We start from the raw sequence: 14,960 nt of genomic DNA, 5'->3' as shown, positions 1-14,960 counted from the left end.
CGCGAGTTCAGAATGCGCCCGTCCTGTCTTTATGACAAGGGTACCGACGCGCAGCGTCGGCAAGTGGTCAAGCCCGGCACCCCCGCAGGCCGCAGTAGTGGTGCTTTACAGAGATTGCCTATTCATTAATCCAGGCTCTTCCAAACCGAAACGACATCACATAAGAAAGACATGCTCCTGCATGTACATGGCAATTCAATGCGATTGGGCCGGCCTTGGCCTAGTGTCGAGTACACGATGAGCATTCAAGGGCTAATAAATAGTCCTGCTATAAATCCCCTTCAAGCTCCGGCCAGTTCCCACCCAATACATCCGTACAAACCTGCAGCCATGCTCTGGCCGCCTGCGACAGATACCGCCCATTCCACAGTAGCGCCACTTCCCAGTTCAAGGCCGGTTCCACCACTTCTTTGGCAACCCAATCCCCCGGTTCCAGCCGAGAAAGAAACGGCTGGGGCAACAAAGCGACTCCCATTCCCGCCTGTGCCATGGAAGCCACCCAATCCCATTGATTGCTTTGCGCCGCAATATTCGCCCGCAAGCCCGCATGGGCGAACGCACGCCGCAACATACGGGTCAGGGCATAGTCTTCGCCCAGGAATATCAAAGGATGTTTCTCCAACTCCCGTAGCTTGATCTTCTTTTGCGCACCGGTCAGCGTATCTTTATGGCCAATCGCCCAAACCGCATGCTTGGCCACGGGGGTAGCCGATACATTCAGCTCCGGCCCCAAAGGCAAAATACTCAGCCCCATTTCAACCGTGCCCGCCGCAACCATACGCTCAATCCCCATGCCGGTTTCTTCATGCAGAATCAGCTCGATCTGCGGATGCCGGTTTTTGAAAGTCTTGAGCACTTCCGTAAACAGCACATTAATCATGGGCGGAATACCCAGATCCAGGCGGCCGCGTTGCAAGGCCTGAACTTCGTGAACCTCTCGCAGCAAGCCCTGCATGCTCTGCAGAACTTCCTGCCCCCGCTCCAGTACTACCTTGCCGCAATCGGTCAGCTGCAATTGACGATGATCGCGAATCAGCAGGGGCTCGCCCAGCTCATCTTCCAGCTGCTTCACCATCTTGCTGATGGTCGATTGCGTCACGTTCAGGCTCTGCGCAGCTTGCGTAAAGCTTTGATGTTTAACGGTTTCAATGAAGTATCGCAAGGATCGGATGTCCATGATTGGCAGGCCTTTTGTCTATGACTTTTACGACTTCTTGGGAGTTATTTTATTCATTATGGCGATGCTATGCTGGCTTTGTTCAAAAAACATAAACGCCTGTTGTCAGGGCGATTTCGGCTTTTTATCTCCGGCTTGTACAGCCCCTATTTTTAAAGCGTGATGTCGTTCTGTTGCGTGAAGATTTCGCCTGGCGCTTTCGGCCCTGGCTCCTTCCGAAAGCAACAACAGGTAGATCAATGACACAGAGACAGGAGCACACGATGTTCAAGGATCGCATTCGTTCCCCCGAATTGGAAGGCAAAGTCATGACCGCTCAGGAGGCAGTCGCCTTCTTCAAAGACGGGATGAATGTCGGGATGAGCGGTTTTACCCGTGCAGGGGACTGTAAGGTCATGCCTCGTGCCTTGGCCGAGCGCGCCCAGACCGAGCAATTAAAACTGAATGTGGTTACCGGCGCTTCGCTGGGTAATGATAGCGACGGCATGATGGCCGAGGCCGGTGTGCTGGCCCGCCGCTCGCCGTTTCAAGTGGACTCGGTGCTGCGCCGTCATATTAATGAAGGCAAGGTCCTGTTTACCGATCAGCACTTGTCCCTGACGGTGGAGCACATGCGTTCGGGCAACCTGCCTGCCATTGACATCGCTGTCATTGAAGCGGTTGCCATTACAGAAACCGGCGCAATTGTGCCGACGACCTCGGTAGGCAACTCGGCCAGCTTTGCCCAGCAAGCCAAACAAATCATTGTTGAGCTGAACCTGAGCATGCCAGTGGAAATGGAAGGCTTGCACGATATCTATGTGCCCGAGGCCCGCCCCAACCGTCAGCCTATTGAACTGACGGATGTGGACCAGCGTATTGGTACCACCGCCATTCAGGTGGATCCTTCCCGCATCGTGGGTATTGTGGTGACCGACGCTTTGGACAGCCCCTCCAGCGTGCTGCCACCTGATGAAGAAACCCAGGCAATTGCCGGTCACATTATTGAATTCCTGAAAGGCGAAGTAGACGCTGGCCGTATGAGCCACTCCCTGCTGCCCTTGCAGGTGGGAATCGGTACGATTGCCAATGCCGTGACTTACGGCTTGCTGGATTCTCCCTTCACCGACCTGAGGATGTACTCGGAAGTCTTGCAGGACAGCGCAATTGCCATGTTGGACTCCGGCCAGTTGAGCTTTGCCTCGGCTTCGTCCTTGACTCTGTCTGCTCCCAAGATGGCGCAGTTCCTGGAAGGCCTGGAAAACTACCGCGACAAGCTGGTGCTGCGTCCACAGGAAATTAGCAATCACCCTGAGCTGGTGCGTCGTCTGGGCATTATCGCGATCAACACCGCCCTGGAATTTGATATCTACGGCAACGTGAACTCCACGCACGTCTGTGGCACCCATATGATGAATGGCATTGGCGGTTCCGGCGACTTCGCCCGTAATGCGCACCTGTCCATTTTTGTCAGCAAGTCCGTCGCCAAGGATGGCGCCATCTCCAGTGTGGTGCCTATGGTGTCGCACGTAGACCACTGCGAGCATGATGTGGCCGTGCTGGTCTCCGAATGGGGCCTGGCTGATTTGCGCGGTTTGGCTCCTCGTGAACGTGCCCGCGTCATCATCGAAAAATGTGCCCACCCCGACTACCGTCCTGCTTTGCTGGACTATCTTGAGCGCGCCAGCAAACGTGGTGGCCACACGCCCCACATCCTGGAAGAGGCCTTGTCCTGGCACGTTCGTTTCCAGCAAGCAGGCACCATGAAACAGGAGCAATTCCAGACCCAGGAACTTGCGACTGCGTAGTCCATCAGGTCTGGTAATGCGTAGCCGAGTCAGTCCGGCAGCGCAGACCTTACAAATTGACCTGATCGCCCCTGGCATTCCACCCGTGCCAGGGGCATTTTTTTAGCGCTAAAATTGCGGATTCTGCTGCGTTTAGCGAGGCCAGCGTGTTCGAACAAATCGGTATTGTCAATTTCTGGGCCTTTGTGGTGGGTACGGTGTTTATCGTGCTTTTGCCCGGACCCAATTCTTTATACGTCCTGGCCAGTGGCGCCGGACATGGCGTGCGCGAAGGCTATAAAGCAGCCTTGGGCGTGGTCGTGGGCGACGGCATTTTGATGACGCTGACGGCCCTGGGCGCTGCCTCGCTGCTCAAGACGCTGCCCATGTTGTATATGGGCATACGCTGGCTGGGTGCGGCCTATTTGCTGTATTTGGGTGTGCGGCTTTTACAGTCGGCCTTCAGGCAAGGTGGCCCGGTTCAGTCTGTGGACACGCGTTTGCGTCACGAAACCCGCTTTCGCAAGGCCTTGCTCCTGAGTTTGTTGAACCCCAAGGCCATCTTGTTCTTCCTGTCCTTCTTCGTGCAATTTGTGGACCCGTCCAAAGGTTACACGGGCCTGGCCTTTATGTTGCTGGGCCTGGTGGTGGAACTGATCAGCATTTGTTATTTGTCTTTGCTGATTTTTGGCGGAGATCGCCTGGCAGGAATTTTCCGACGCCATCAGCGTCTGTCCCGGATGGGCAATGGCTCGGTGGGGCTGCTGTTCATGGGCTTTGCCGCCCGTATGATCAGCGACTAAGCCAGTTGCTTCAGAGCGCAGCAGTTCTGACAGCACTTATTTATCAGTTTTAAGGAAAACACCATGAGTAGCAAAATCCGTGTCGGTATTGCAGGTTACGGCAATTTAGGGCGAGGCGTAGAGCTGGCCCTGGCACAAAACCCGGACATGGAGCTGGTCAGCGTTTTTACTCGTCGTGACCCTGCTTCCCTGCGTCTGCAAAGTGCAGGCGTGCCCGTGCGCGCCCTGGACCAGATCGAACAGTACCGCAATGATATTGACGTGCTGATTCTCTGTGGTGGCTCTAAAAATGACCTGCCCGAACAAGGCCCGGCCTTGGCCCGCTGGTTCACGACGGTAGACAGCTTTGATACCCACGCCCGTATCCCTGAGTACTACGAAGCCGTGGATGCCGCCGCCAAAGGCGCAGGCACGACCGCCTTGATCGCGGTGGGTTGGGATCCAGGCCTGTTTTCGCTGAATCGCTTGTATGGCGAGTGTGTCTTGCCTGTTGGCCAAACGTACACCTTCTGGGGCAAAGGCTTGAGTCAAGGTCACTCCGATGCCATCCGCCGTGTGGCCGGTGTAGCCGGTGGTGTGCAATACACCTTGCCTATCGAAGCAGCGGTACAGCGTGTGCGCAACGGGGAGCAGCCCGAGCTGAGCACCCGTGAAAAACACAAGCGTCAGTGCTTTGTGGTCCTGGAAGAGGGCGCCAGCGCCGACGCCGTACGTGAAGCCATTGTGACCATGCCCGATTACTTCGCGGACTACGACACGGAAGTCAACTTCATTGACGCTGAAACCCTGGCACGCGATCACGCGGCAATGCCTCACGGTGGTTTTGTGATTCGTAGCGGTCAGTCCGGCGCGGGTTCGCAACAAGTGGTTGAATACGCCTTGAACCTGGGCAGCAACCCGGAATTTACCTCCAGTGTGCTGGTTGCCTACGCGCGTGCGGCTTACCGCATGAACCAGCAAGGTCAAATCGGTGCCCAGTCCGTGTTGGACGTGGCCCCTGGCCTGTTGTCGCCTAAATCGCCTGCGCAATTACGCAAAGAATTGCTGTAAATCCTGGTTTCAGGCTGCGGCCCGGCTCAGCTTGCCTGAGTCGGGCCGCAGGTCTTGCTGGTTTGCGCACAAATGATTCAGTGGGTCAATAAAGGGTAAAATAGCGCCCATTCCTCACTACATTGAGTGTTCTCATGCGCTTATTGATCGCACTGCTTCTGCCCTGGTTGGTCTTTTTCACGATCGGTCGACCTGTAGCGGGCATTATTTGCCTGATTCTGCAGTTGACCGTCATTGGATGGATACCGGCCGCTATTTGGGCGGTATATTCTCTTAGCCAATACAAAACTGACAAGAAAATTGAACAAGCCCTGGGCAAGCGTTAAGCCCTAGGTTTTCCTTCCTTTTTGCACGTCTGAGCAGGCCATGATGCGCTTGCTCGGGCGTTTTATACTTTTTTGCTGATACAGCCATGACCCTATCGTCTCCCGTGGGCCATTCTTCTGAGTCCGGTGAGCAAACGGTATCCGTAGACCCCAAGGCTGTGCCACGCCTGGAACTTCGCAATATCACCAAGGCCTATCCGGCGGTGGTAGCCAACGACAATATTTCCCTCTCTATCCTGCCGGGGCAGATTCATGCCGTGCTGGGGGAGAATGGCGCGGGTAAATCCACCTTGATGAAGATCATCTACGGTGTGGTCAAACCCGACCAGGGCCAGATTCTGTGGGACGGCCAGCCCGTCCAGATCAGCAGTCCGGCGGCGGCCCGACAGTTGGGCATCGGTATGGTGTTCCAGCATTTTTCCTTGTTTGACACCTTGACTGTCACGGAAAACATTGCATTGGGCTTGCCTGCTTCGACCAATATGCAGGAGCTGGCTGGTCGAATTAGTGAAACGGCCAGTCAATATGGTCTGGATCTGGACCCCCAACGTCATATCCATACTTTGTCCGTGGGCGAGTGCCAGCGGGTTGAAATTGTGCGTGCCTTGCTGGGCAAGCCAAAGCTGCTGATTCTGGATGAGCCAACCTCGGTATTGACCCCGCAGGCAGTACGCCGCTTGTTTGGCACTTTGCGTCAACTGGCTGCTGAGGGTTGCAGCATTGTCTATATCAGCCACAAGCTCGATGAAATCCGTGAGCTGTGCAATGCCTGTACGGTCATGCGTATGGGCAAGGTCACCGGCTATTGCGACCCTCGCGAAGAAACCACGGCCAGCCTGTCGCGCCTGATGATTGGTGCCGAGCCTCAGTCTCTGGGTGAACGCAGCATGCAACAAGGCGGGACGCTCTTGCAGGTGCGTAATCTGCAGTTAAGCAAATCCCATCCTTTTGCCTGTGAATTGCAGGATGTCAGTTTTGATCTGCACCAGGGCGAAATTCTGGGGGTGGCGGGTATTTCCGGTAATGGTCAGCAGGAGTTGCTGGCTGCCTTGTCAGGTGAAGATACCCGCGCACGGGCAGACATGATTTTGCTGGATGGTCAGGCGATTGCCCAACGCGATGCGGCTTGGCGACGAGATCAGGGCATGGGCTTCGTACCTGAAGAACGCTTGGGACGCGGTGCTGTGCCGGAATTGTCATTGGCTCAGAACCTGCTGCTGTCTCATCAGAACCCGGAAACGGTGAAGCGCGGTTTTCTGCGTTTTCCCAGCATTCGCCGTCTGGCAGGCGGGATTATCAAGCGTTTCCGCGTCAAGACTTCCAACGAGCAGGCCGCTGCCAACAGCCTGTCAGGCGGGAACCTGCAAAAGTACATTATTGGCCGTGAAGTCACCCGTCAGCCGCGCATTCTGGTCATTGCCCAGCCCACCTGGGGTGTGGACGTAGGGGCTGCCGCCCAGATCCACGCCGAGCTGCTGGCCCTGCGCGATGCGGGCTGTGCCTTGCTGGTCATCTCTGAAGAGCTGGATGAATTGTTTGCGATTGCCGATCGCCTGATTGTTATCTCCAAAGGTCGTATGTCTCCCTCTATTCCCGTGGCGCAAGCCAGTGTTGATCAGATTGGGCAATGGATGAGCGGTTTGTGGGAGGAGGGTGAACATGCTCAGGCTTGAGACTCGTGCCACGCCCTCTACCTTGATGGCCTGGTGCTCCCCTTTGCTGGCTGTCTTGCTGACCATGGTGGTCGCCGGAACCTTGTTCTGGTCGCTGGGCAAGAATCCTCTGGCGGGCTTGAACGTATTTTTTCTGGAGCCTTTGCGTGATCTGAATGGTTGGGCTGAGGTGGGCGTCAAACTGGTGCCCTTGCTGCTGATCTCGGTCGGTCTGGCCATCTGTTTCAGAGCCAATATTTTCAATATCGGGGCGGAAGGGCAGTTGGTGATGGGCGCCTTGGCAGCCGGGGCCTTTATTCTGCACGTGGACGATGGCGATAACGGTGGTTTTTTCCTGATTACCGTGGCTTTGGCCTGCGGCATGCTGGGCGGCATGGCCTGGGCTGCTATCGTGGCTTTCCTGAAAGATCGCTTCAATGCCAACGAGATTCTGGTTTCCCTGATGCTGGTCTATGTGGCTCAGCACTTGCTCAGCTATCTGGTGCACGGTGCCTTGCGCGATCCCGATGGTTTTGGTTTCCCGCAGTCCAGCCTGTTCTCGGACGGCTTTTTGTTGCCCGCGGTCTTGCCCGGCACGCGCTTGCATAGCGGTATTGTGCTGGCAGTGATTGCGTCGGTGGCGGCCTGGCTTTTCCTGACACGCAGCATGGCCGGTTTCCGCTTGCGCGTGGGGGGTATGGCCCCATTGGCTGCTCGTTACGCCGGTTTTTCCTCCCGTAAAGCCTTGTGGAGTTCCTTGCTGATTTCGGGGGCCTTGGCCGGTCTGGCTGGTGCAGCAGAAGTCATGGGCCCGGTTGGGCAACTGACCCCTTCGATATCTCCCGGCTATGGTTTTGCGGCCATTATTGTGGCCTTTGTGGGGCGACTGCACCCGCTGGGACTGATTTTTTCCTCTTTTGTGATGTCCTTGCTCTATATCGGTGGGGAATTGGCCCAAAGTCGTTTGGGCTTGCCCAATGCGATTACCGGCATTTTCCAGGGCATCCTCTTGTTTTCCTTGTTGGCTTGTGACGTGCTCATCACCAAGCGTTTGGTCTGGAGAAAGTAATGGACGCGATTGCACCTTTGCTCGCCGCAACCATCAACGCAGGCACCCCTTTGCTCCTGGCAGCCTTGGGTTTGCTGATTAATGAAAAGTCGGGCGTCATCAATCTGGGCTCGGAAGGCATGATGCTGATGGCGGCCATTGTGGGCTTTGCGGTGGCCGTGCAAACCGGCAGCCCTGCTTTGGGTTTTGTGCTGGGCGCGGTGGTTGGCATGGTCATGGCAGCCGCCTTTGCCTGGCTGACCGTCTGGCTGGGCGCGAATCAGGTGGCTTGTGGTTTGGCCCTGTCCTTATTCGGGGTAGGGGCCTCGGCCTATATTGGCTTGCCCTTTACCGGCAACTCCCTGGTCGTGACCAAGCTGTCCATTCCCGTGCTGAAAGATATTCCCCTGATCGGTCCTGCTTTTTTCCAGCAGCATTACATGGTCTATGTGTCCTGGGTGCTGTGTATTGCCGTGGCCTGGTTCCTGACTCGTACCCGCTCCGGTCTGGTGCTGCGCGCGGTGGGTGAATCGCCTGCCTCGGCGCACTCGCTGGGCTACAACGTGCGCTACATTCGCCTGGGTGCCTTGATGTTTGGTGGTGCCTGCTGCGGTCTGGCCGGTGCCTTCATCTGTCTGGTTTACACGCCCATGTGGGTCGAGAATATGGTTGCCGGGCGCGGCTGGATTGCGTTGGCGCTGACGACGTTTGCAACCTGGCGTCCCTGGCGCGTCATGCTGGGCGCTTACTTGTTTGGTGGGGTCACGATCCTGACCTATCATGCGCAGGCTCTGGGTGTTCCGGTAGCCTCGCAATTGCTGGCCATGATGCCGTATCTGGCCACGATTATTGTGCTGGTTTTAATTTCCCGAAACGCTAACTGGATCAGGTTGAATATGCCTGCATCGCTTGGCAAAAACTTCAATCCCAACAACTAGAGGACTGACATGACTGGAAACTTTATGCGCAAGGCTCTTTTGGCCGCTGCCATCGCTTCCCCCCTGGCCGCCTTGCCTGTGTCCGCTCAGGCAAACGATCAAGAACCCCTGAAAATCGGTTTTGTGTATGTCAGCCCTATCGGTGAAGCCGGCTGGACCTGGCAGCAAGACATTGGCCGTCGTGAAATGGAAGAGGCCCTGAAAGGCCGCGTGGTCACTCAGTACGTAGAAAACGTGCCTGAAGGTGCAGACGCAGAGCGCGTCATTCGCGATCTGGCTCAGCAAGGCAACAAGCTGATCTTCACCACTTCGTTTGGCTACATGAACCAGACGCAGAAAGTGGCCAAGCAGTTTCCGGACGTGAAGTTCGTGCACTCCACCGGCTACAAGACGGCTCCTAACGTGGCCACCACCAACGCCCGTTTCTACGAGTCCCGTTACCTGGCTGGCGTATTGGCCGGCAAGATGACCAAGTCCAATGTGGTCGGTTACGTGGGTGCTCACCCCATTCCTGAAGTGCTGCAAGGCATCAACGCTTTTGCCATCGGCTTGAAGAGCGTGAACCCCGAAGCCCAAGTGCGCGTGGTTTGGGCCAATAGCTGGTACGACCCAGGTAAAGAGCGTGACGCAGCGGTCACGCTGCTGGGTCAGGGCGCGGACGTGGTGACTCACCACACCGACTCCACCGCCACCGTGCAAGCGGCTGAAGAAGCTGGCAAGTACGCGATTGCCTACCACTCCGACATGAGCAAGTTCGGTCCTAAAGCCCAACTGGCTGCCGTGACCCACCACTGGGGTGATTACTTCACTCGCAAAGCCACTGAAGTTCTGGATGGCAAATGGCAGAACGACAGCACCTGGGGTGGCCTGAAGTCCGGTATGGCTGCTTTGGAAGGCTTCGGTCCTGAAGTGCCTGCTGACGTGAAAGAGTTCGTTCTGGCCAAACAGGCCGAGATCGTGGCTGGCACACTGCAACCTTTTGCCGCTCCTATCAAGGACAACGATGGCAAGGTGCGTCTGGAGTCCGGTTTCCTGGATGACGATGCCTTGAACCGCATGGATTACTACGTGGAAGGCGTGGCCAGCAAACTGCCCAAGCAATAAGCTGCCCTGCAGTCTGTAGATAAACAAAAGCCCCTTGTCGGAAAGTCCGACAAGGGGCTTTGTTGTAGGTGGCGTGTGTAGCTTTTCACGCTGTAGCTTGGGTAAAGTCTGAGCTTGTTCGGTGTTTGCTTCGGGTCTGGTTTGTCATCCGTTCAGGAAGACAAGGCTGACGCACAGAGCTGCAATACAGAGTCGCCATGCAAAATTGATCTATGGAACCGACCTCAGAACTATGCTGCCTGTGCAGGCCGCTTGCGGCCCAAGCGTGTCGATGCCCGCATCCAGCGCAGCGTCATCAGCACGGCAACTACAGACAAACCTGTCACCAGCCCGATCCAGATTCCCATCCCGCCCATATTGAACTGGAAGGCCAGCAAAGAGCCCGTAGGAACGCCCAGCACCCAATACCCTAGCAAGGCCAGCAGCATGGGTATGCGCGTGTCATGCAGGCCGCGTAGCATCCCTGCAGCCACGGCCTGAGCACCATCACTGATCTGAAACAGCGCGGCCAGCGCCAGGAAGGTAATGGCCAACTGAATAACGGTCTGGTTTTCGGCGACATCCAGATCCAGAAACAGGCCAATCAGGGTCAAGGGGGCGAACCAGAATACCAGAGCCGCCAGTCCCATGAAGCCTACCCCCAGAATGTAGGAAATCCAGCCGGCACGGCGGGCACCCAAAGGATCGACCCGGCCTGCGGCCAGCCCCACACGGATGGTGGCAACCTGACTGAAGCCCAAAGGAATCATGTAGGACACCGAGCAGATCTGCATGGCAATCGCGTGTGCGGCCAGATCAGATTGCCCCAGTACGCCCATCATCATGACGGCGGCGTAAAACACCAGGGTCTCCAGGGTGAAGGTAATCGCAATGGGGATGCCCAGCGCCCACATTTTCCACAGACGCTTCACACTCCACTGCCAGGCATCGTTGAACAGGTAGTAGCGTCGGAAGCGCGGATCCCGCAGTACCACCCAGCTCAAACCTGCGAACATGAAGAAGCTGGACAAGGTAGTGGCCAGACCTGCGCCTGCCAGTCCCATGGCGGGCATGCCCAGATTGCCAAAGACCAGGAGCCAGCCCAGCACGGCATTGATACCGATCGCGATGACGGCCACCGCCAAAGTCCATCCCGGCTTTTCCATGGCGGCCAAGAAGGAGCGCAGCACGATGTAACCCAGATAGGGCAGCAAAGCCCATTGCAGGGTGTGCATATAGGTGACCGAGCGCGCCGCGACAACGGGGTCCTGGCCCATCATCAGCAAGATATGCTCGGCATTCCACAACACAATCCAGGCAGGCAGGGTAATCAGTAAGGCCGTCAGAAAGCCGTGACGGATGATTTGCTGGGATTCGCGTACATTGCGCAGTCGTCGGCCCAGCGTTGTGGCCAGCATGGGAACGACAGCGGACACCAGCCCCATGCTGAAAATCATGAAGGCCTGATACAGACTGGCGGACAGTGAACCGGCAGCCAGCTCATCAGGACCCAGTCGGCCCATGTAAATCAGGTTGGTTGCCAACAGGCTGACTTGAGCCAGGTTGGTCAGAATCAGGGGGCCGCCCAATCGCAGGGAGGATTGCAGCTCCGCCAACCAGAGCTGGCTCGGGCTGGTAGTTTGAGACTTTGCAAACATGGTTTATTTGGCGCGAGGCAGGGACCAGGTGCTGATAACTTGTGCGACAGCCGGGCCACCGTTGGCCGGTTCCAGCAGCACATCGCCCGCGCAGGTACGGCCGGTCTTGTGAATCCGGGCATGAGCCAGAATATCGCCGGGAGGGGCCTTGCGCAGGAAATTGATGGTCAGGCTGGAGGTGACAGCATCGGGGTTGCCCGTGGCTCCGACTACAGCGGCATACAAGGCCAGATCAGCCAGCCCCATCAGCATGGGGCCTGCCACCATGCCGCCCATGCGCTGGTGGGCATTGCGCTCGGGCAAGCGCAAACAGGCGTTGTCGTGGCCTATGTGGACAACATCAATACCCAAAACGGCGGCAAAGGGATGCAGACGCTCCAGAAGATCACGAAACTGAACAATATCGATTTTAGGCTCGGGTGCAGACTGTGTGCTGGTCATGACGTCGTCACTGAAAAGAAGGCCGTTGTAAGAAGGGCATACTGGCTGGTACTGTATCAGATCGTCCCGCGTATCGGGGTAGTTCGGCGCCCGGCTGTTCAGGGCTGGACCCATTCCAATCGATCAACAAGAAGCGAGGAGCATCATGAAACGCAGCGCAATTGTGTTTGCCTTGAGTTTGCTGGCATCAACTGGCACCGTGATGGCACAGGGGCATGGAGGCCATGGTCATGGCACGCCCGAACCGGTACGCGCCTTGAGCACGCAGGTCCATGCCAGCCAATGCTGGGTGCGCATGATGCCCGAGCCCACACCTTCCGCCGCCTATCTGGAACTGGAGAACAAGGGTGAGCAGTCCGTAGCCGTGACAGGAGCCAGCTCATTGTCCTTTGGGCATGTGATGTTGCATCAAACTAGCGAGAGCGAGGGGATGGCGCGCATGTCGCATGTCTCCGAGGTGGAGATCCCGGCAGGGGGAGTATTGAGCCTGAAGCCGGGGGCTTTCCACGTGATGCTGGGTCAGGCCAAAGAAGACTTGGCCCTGGGGGAGCGCATCATCTTGAGCATTCATCTGTCGGACGATACTCAGGTCCAGGCCGAGTGCGAGTTGCGACCTGCCAAGACACAGGCTTATTAAACGTAATTAGCGTTTGGATAGAGACCGGGAGCTGGCCGCTGCATGCGGCCAGTTTTGCATTGGGCTTCAGGCTTGCAGCGCGTCCAGCACCGCCTGGTTGAACGCCTTGGGATTGGCCAGATTCATACCGTGGGCAGCCAGCGGGATGCGATGCATCTGGTCTTCGCGTCGGTACTGACGAATGATGTCCATGCAGTGGTGATAGCGTGTGGGGCTGTTTTCGCCTGTGATGAAACTTAAGGGCGCCTTCATCTGCTTGAGCCACTCCAGGTCCGGACCTTGATTGGGCTCTTGCTGCTGATCCAACATGGTGTGGGCGTTGTCCTGAATCATCTCGCGGAACCAGCGTGTCATTTGCTTCCACGTCCCCGAGCCATTGACCGTATCCACAAACAAAGCCATGGCACCATCGCGGTCGCCCTGTTCCAGGCGTTCGGCCACTTGCTGGAACAAGGGAGCATAGGAGTAGGCACCGGGAGTCGGAAAGCCGGGATCCGCCAGGGTCAGGCTGGCCACCTGCTCGGGCATTCTTTGAGCCAGCAGCAGGGCTACATGACCACCGCGAGAGTGCCCCACGATATGCACTTTCTCATCAGGAATATGCTGATCCAGCAGGGCCTGCAGGTCCTGGGCGTGTTGCGCCGTACTGAAGTGGCCGGGGCTGGGTGCTCCGGGCCAGTAGGAGCGCAGGCTGGGAGCCAGAACCCGATACTGGGTAGCAAAGGCGGGGATCTGCCAGCGCCAGTAGCGCCAGTCGCACAGGGAACCGTGGATCAGCAAAACGGGTGCGCCTTGTCCCTGATCCACAAAGGTGTGGCGATAGCCTTGCGCGGTCAGTTCAAGCGTGGAGAAATCGGCAAAAGGGTTTGTCATGGCAAGCAGTAGAGGTCAGGCAAGGATGGGCCACCTGAAAAAAACAGACCGGGTCTGAACCCGGTCCTTGTGGCACTGCGCGCTGGGTGATTATTCCAGCAATTTCAAGCGGCTGCGCGCGGTCTCGGCTGCCTCGGATTGTGGGTAGTCCTTGACGATACGCTGCAAGGTGGTTTTGGCACCGCTCAGATCGTTCAGTTCGATCTGGCTGGAGGCTGTCACCATCAGGGCATCAGCCGCGCGTGGGCTTTGTGGGGAGGCCTTCACAAAAGCCTGGAGTTTCTGAATGGAGGTCTTGAAGCTTTTGACAGCGTACAGGCTGCTGCCTTCGTAAAAGCGCACTTCGTCAGCCAGAACGCTGGAGGGGTAGGCGGCCAGAAAGCCGGCAAAGGCATCGGCGGCGGGCTTGTATTGGCCAGCGCGGTAAGCGTCCATGGCACTATCAAAGACGGCTTGTTCTTGTGGGTCGGCGGCATGAGGGCTTTGCTGGCCGGGAGCCGGGCTATTGGCCTGGCCTTGGCCGCTGGCTTGCCAGCTCAGTTTTTCTACCTGGCCGCGCAGCGACACCACTTCGGAGCGCAGGGTATCAATTTGATCAGCCAATTGCAGGCGAGCCTGGGTGTTTTGCTCGTTCATCTGACGAATTTGCTGCCGCAGCTCCAAAATGGCGCGTCGGGCCTCGTCATCGGCAAAGGCCTTGGCCGGCAGGCTGGCGAACAGGGCGGCCGTAGCGAACAGGGCAACGGTCGCGAGACGAAAAGGCTTTTTATAAGCGTGCATAGTGAAGTCCGTTAAAAAATGTGCATCCGCAATGCGCAGGCTCCTCACCTGCCGGTTTCCCCTCTGTTGGGGGCTGTGATCTGGGGGCTTTGTGCCGGCCTGGCGAGCCCGCTGTCCAGCATAACGAATTTTCAGTGGATCGGGCACAGCGCCGATAAAAAACGCCGCGGCGTTAACAACCGCCACGGCGTCGGAACCACTTGGTCGATGCAGGAATTATCGTTGGTAAACGATGTCTGCGCGACGGTTTTCAGCGTAATCAGCTTCGGTGTTACCCAATGCTTTTGGACGCTCTTTACCAAAGCTCACAGCTTCGATCTGGCTGTTGCTTACGCCCAGCAGACCCAGCATGCGTGCCACGGCGTCGGAACGACGCTGACCCAGAGCCAGGTTGTACTCGGCACCACCGCGCTCGTCGGTATTACCTTCGATACGTACGGTTTGCTGAGGATGGCTGCTCAGGTACGAAGCGTGCATTTCTACCAGGCCACGGTACTGGTCGTTAACCACGTAGCTGTCGTAGTCAAAGAACACCGAGCGTTGTTGTGCCAGTGGGCTTTGAGGGTTGAAGGGGTCCATGATCTGGCCTGCGCTGGCAGAGTCCGATCCTGTACCGCCGGTTGAACCGGAGCCAGATTGATCCAGAGGAACCGAGCTGCAAGCAGCAAGGGCGGCAGCCATAACGGCGAGGGTAAGACTTTTAAGAATGCGCGAGCTCATTTGAATTC

General features: G+C 57.1%; 15 protein-coding genes. 9 read left to right on the top strand and 6 right to left on the bottom strand.

All coding sequences use genetic code 11. The features are described from left to right. Positions 1–268: 268 nt before the first annotated feature. Positions 269–1,177, bottom strand: a complete 909-nt coding sequence (locus N879_RS06285) for a LysR family transcriptional regulator (RefSeq protein WP_009454845.1) — start codon at positions 1,175–1,177, stop codon at positions 269–271. A gap of 263 nt (positions 1,178–1,440) precedes the next feature. Here N879_RS06285 and N879_RS06280 point away from each other — a divergent pair, with 263 nt between their 5' ends. The 8 genes from N879_RS06280 to N879_RS06245 all read left to right on the top strand — a co-directional run bounded on the left by N879_RS06280 (position 1,441) and on the right by N879_RS06245 (position 9,864). Beyond that, on the top strand, positions 1,441–2,964 hold the full coding sequence (locus N879_RS06280) for an acetyl-CoA hydrolase/transferase family protein (RefSeq protein WP_009454847.1): 1,524 nt from the start codon (positions 1,441–1,443) through the stop codon (positions 2,962–2,964). A 146-nt stretch (positions 2,965–3,110) separates the two neighbouring features. After that, on the top strand, positions 3,111–3,746 hold the full coding sequence (gene leuE, locus N879_RS06275; protein ID WP_022983215.1) for a leucine efflux protein LeuE: 636 nt from the start codon (positions 3,111–3,113) through the stop codon (positions 3,744–3,746). A 63-nt stretch (positions 3,747–3,809) separates the two neighbouring features. Beyond that, the gene (locus N879_RS06270; protein ID WP_009454851.1) at positions 3,810–4,796 is read left to right on the top strand and encodes a diaminopimelate dehydrogenase; all 987 of its coding nucleotides are present in this window, start codon (positions 3,810–3,812) and stop codon (positions 4,794–4,796) included. A gap of 134 nt (positions 4,797–4,930) precedes the next feature. After that, positions 4,931–5,122 carry a YqaE/Pmp3 family membrane protein gene (locus N879_RS06265; RefSeq protein WP_009454854.1) on the top strand — a complete coding sequence of 64 codons (192 nt, stop codon included), beginning with the start codon at positions 4,931–4,933 and terminating at the stop codon, positions 5,120–5,122. A gap of 86 nt (positions 5,123–5,208) precedes the next feature. Further along, a complete protein-coding gene (locus N879_RS06260; RefSeq protein WP_080748106.1) occupies positions 5,209–6,795 on the top strand; it encodes an ABC transporter ATP-binding protein in 1,587 nt (528 codons plus the stop codon). Beyond that, a complete protein-coding gene (locus N879_RS06255; RefSeq protein ID WP_009454858.1) occupies positions 6,782–7,843 on the top strand; it encodes an ABC transporter permease in 1,062 nt (353 codons plus the stop codon). Before N879_RS06260 ends, N879_RS06255 begins: the two co-directional genes overlap by 14 nt. Continuing rightward, the gene (locus N879_RS06250; protein WP_009454860.1) at positions 7,843–8,760 is read left to right on the top strand and encodes an ABC transporter permease; all 918 of its coding nucleotides are present in this window, start codon (positions 7,843–7,845) and stop codon (positions 8,758–8,760) included. Before N879_RS06255 ends, N879_RS06250 begins: the two co-directional genes overlap by 1 nt. 24 nt (positions 8,761–8,784) lie before the next feature. Beyond that, the gene (locus N879_RS06245) at positions 8,785–9,864 is read left to right on the top strand and encodes a BMP family ABC transporter substrate-binding protein (RefSeq protein ID WP_009454862.1); all 1,080 of its coding nucleotides are present in this window, start codon (positions 8,785–8,787) and stop codon (positions 9,862–9,864) included. A 230-nt stretch (positions 9,865–10,094) separates the two neighbouring features. Here the strand turns inward: N879_RS06245 and N879_RS06240 are convergent, their stop codons facing one another. Further along, positions 10,095–11,501 carry an MATE family efflux transporter gene (locus N879_RS06240; protein ID WP_009454864.1) on the bottom strand — a complete coding sequence of 469 codons (1,407 nt, stop codon included), beginning with the start codon at positions 11,499–11,501 and terminating at the stop codon, positions 10,095–10,097. 3 nt (positions 11,502–11,504) lie between these two features. Further along, positions 11,505–11,942 carry a PaaI family thioesterase gene (locus tag N879_RS06235; protein WP_031232386.1) on the bottom strand — a complete coding sequence of 146 codons (438 nt, stop codon included), beginning with the start codon at positions 11,940–11,942 and terminating at the stop codon, positions 11,505–11,507. Between the two features lie 145 nt (positions 11,943–12,087). On the opposite strand from N879_RS06235, the gene N879_RS06230 reads away from it, so the two are divergent. Beyond that, the gene (locus N879_RS06230) at positions 12,088–12,579 is read left to right on the top strand and encodes a copper chaperone PCu(A)C (protein WP_009454874.1); all 492 of its coding nucleotides are present in this window, start codon (positions 12,088–12,090) and stop codon (positions 12,577–12,579) included. A gap of 66 nt (positions 12,580–12,645) precedes the next feature. Here N879_RS06230 and N879_RS06225 read toward each other — a convergent pair whose 3' ends face one another. From N879_RS06225 to pal, 3 genes are all read right to left on the bottom strand, one after another. Continuing rightward, the gene (locus N879_RS06225) at positions 12,646–13,452 is read right to left on the bottom strand and encodes an alpha/beta fold hydrolase (RefSeq protein WP_009454876.1); all 807 of its coding nucleotides are present in this window, start codon (positions 13,450–13,452) and stop codon (positions 12,646–12,648) included. A 90-nt stretch (positions 13,453–13,542) separates the two neighbouring features. Further along, positions 13,543–14,232 (bottom strand): tol-pal system protein YbgF, encoded by a 690-nt coding sequence (gene ybgF / locus N879_RS06220; RefSeq protein WP_022983212.1) that lies wholly within the window; start codon positions 14,230–14,232, stop codon positions 13,543–13,545. Positions 14,233–14,448: 216 nt separating this feature from the next. After that, on the bottom strand, positions 14,449–14,952 hold the full coding sequence (gene pal / locus N879_RS06215; RefSeq protein WP_009454878.1) for a peptidoglycan-associated lipoprotein Pal: 504 nt from the start codon (positions 14,950–14,952) through the stop codon (positions 14,449–14,451). Positions 14,953–14,960: the final 8 nt, after the last annotated feature.

This window comes from Alcaligenes sp. EGD-AK7 (genome assembly GCF_000465875.3).
In the GTDB taxonomy this organism is placed as follows: domain Bacteria; phylum Pseudomonadota; class Gammaproteobacteria; order Burkholderiales; family Burkholderiaceae_B; genus Alcaligenes; species Alcaligenes phenolicus.
The sequence above is the reverse complement of the archived record's forward strand: the minus strand, read 5'-3'. Positions and strand labels throughout refer to the sequence as shown.

Coding starts and splice junctions, on each gene's coding strand:
- N879_RS06285 (WP_009454845.1), bottom strand. CDS start 1,177: ATGGACATCCGATCCTTGCGATACTTCATTGAAACCGTTAAACATCAA.
- N879_RS06280 (WP_009454847.1), top strand. CDS start 1,441: ATGTTCAAGGATCGCATTCGTTCCCCCGAATTGGAAGGCAAAGTCATG.
- N879_RS06270 (WP_009454851.1), top strand. CDS start 3,810: ATGAGTAGCAAAATCCGTGTCGGTATTGCAGGTTACGGCAATTTAGGG.
- N879_RS06265 (WP_009454854.1), top strand. CDS start 4,931: ATGCGCTTATTGATCGCACTGCTTCTGCCCTGGTTGGTCTTTTTCACG.
- N879_RS06260 (WP_080748106.1), top strand. CDS start 5,209: ATGACCCTATCGTCTCCCGTGGGCCATTCTTCTGAGTCCGGTGAGCAA.
- N879_RS06255 (WP_009454858.1), top strand. CDS start 6,782: ATGCTCAGGCTTGAGACTCGTGCCACGCCCTCTACCTTGATGGCCTGG.
- N879_RS06250 (WP_009454860.1), top strand. CDS start 7,843: ATGGACGCGATTGCACCTTTGCTCGCCGCAACCATCAACGCAGGCACC.
- N879_RS06245 (WP_009454862.1), top strand. CDS start 8,785: ATGCGCAAGGCTCTTTTGGCCGCTGCCATCGCTTCCCCCCTGGCCGCC.
- N879_RS06240 (WP_009454864.1), bottom strand. CDS start 11,501: ATGTTTGCAAAGTCTCAAACTACCAGCCCGAGCCAGCTCTGGTTGGCG.
- N879_RS06235 (WP_031232386.1), bottom strand. CDS start 11,942: ATGACCAGCACACAGTCTGCACCCGAGCCTAAAATCGATATTGTTCAG.
- N879_RS06230 (WP_009454874.1), top strand. CDS start 12,088: ATGAAACGCAGCGCAATTGTGTTTGCCTTGAGTTTGCTGGCATCAACT.
- N879_RS06225 (WP_009454876.1), bottom strand. CDS start 13,452: ATGACAAACCCTTTTGCCGATTTCTCCACGCTTGAACTGACCGCGCAA.
- ybgF (WP_022983212.1), bottom strand. CDS start 14,232: ATGCACGCTTATAAAAAGCCTTTTCGTCTCGCGACCGTTGCCCTGTTC.
- pal (WP_009454878.1), bottom strand. CDS start 14,952: ATGAGCTCGCGCATTCTTAAAAGTCTTACCCTCGCCGTTATGGCTGCC.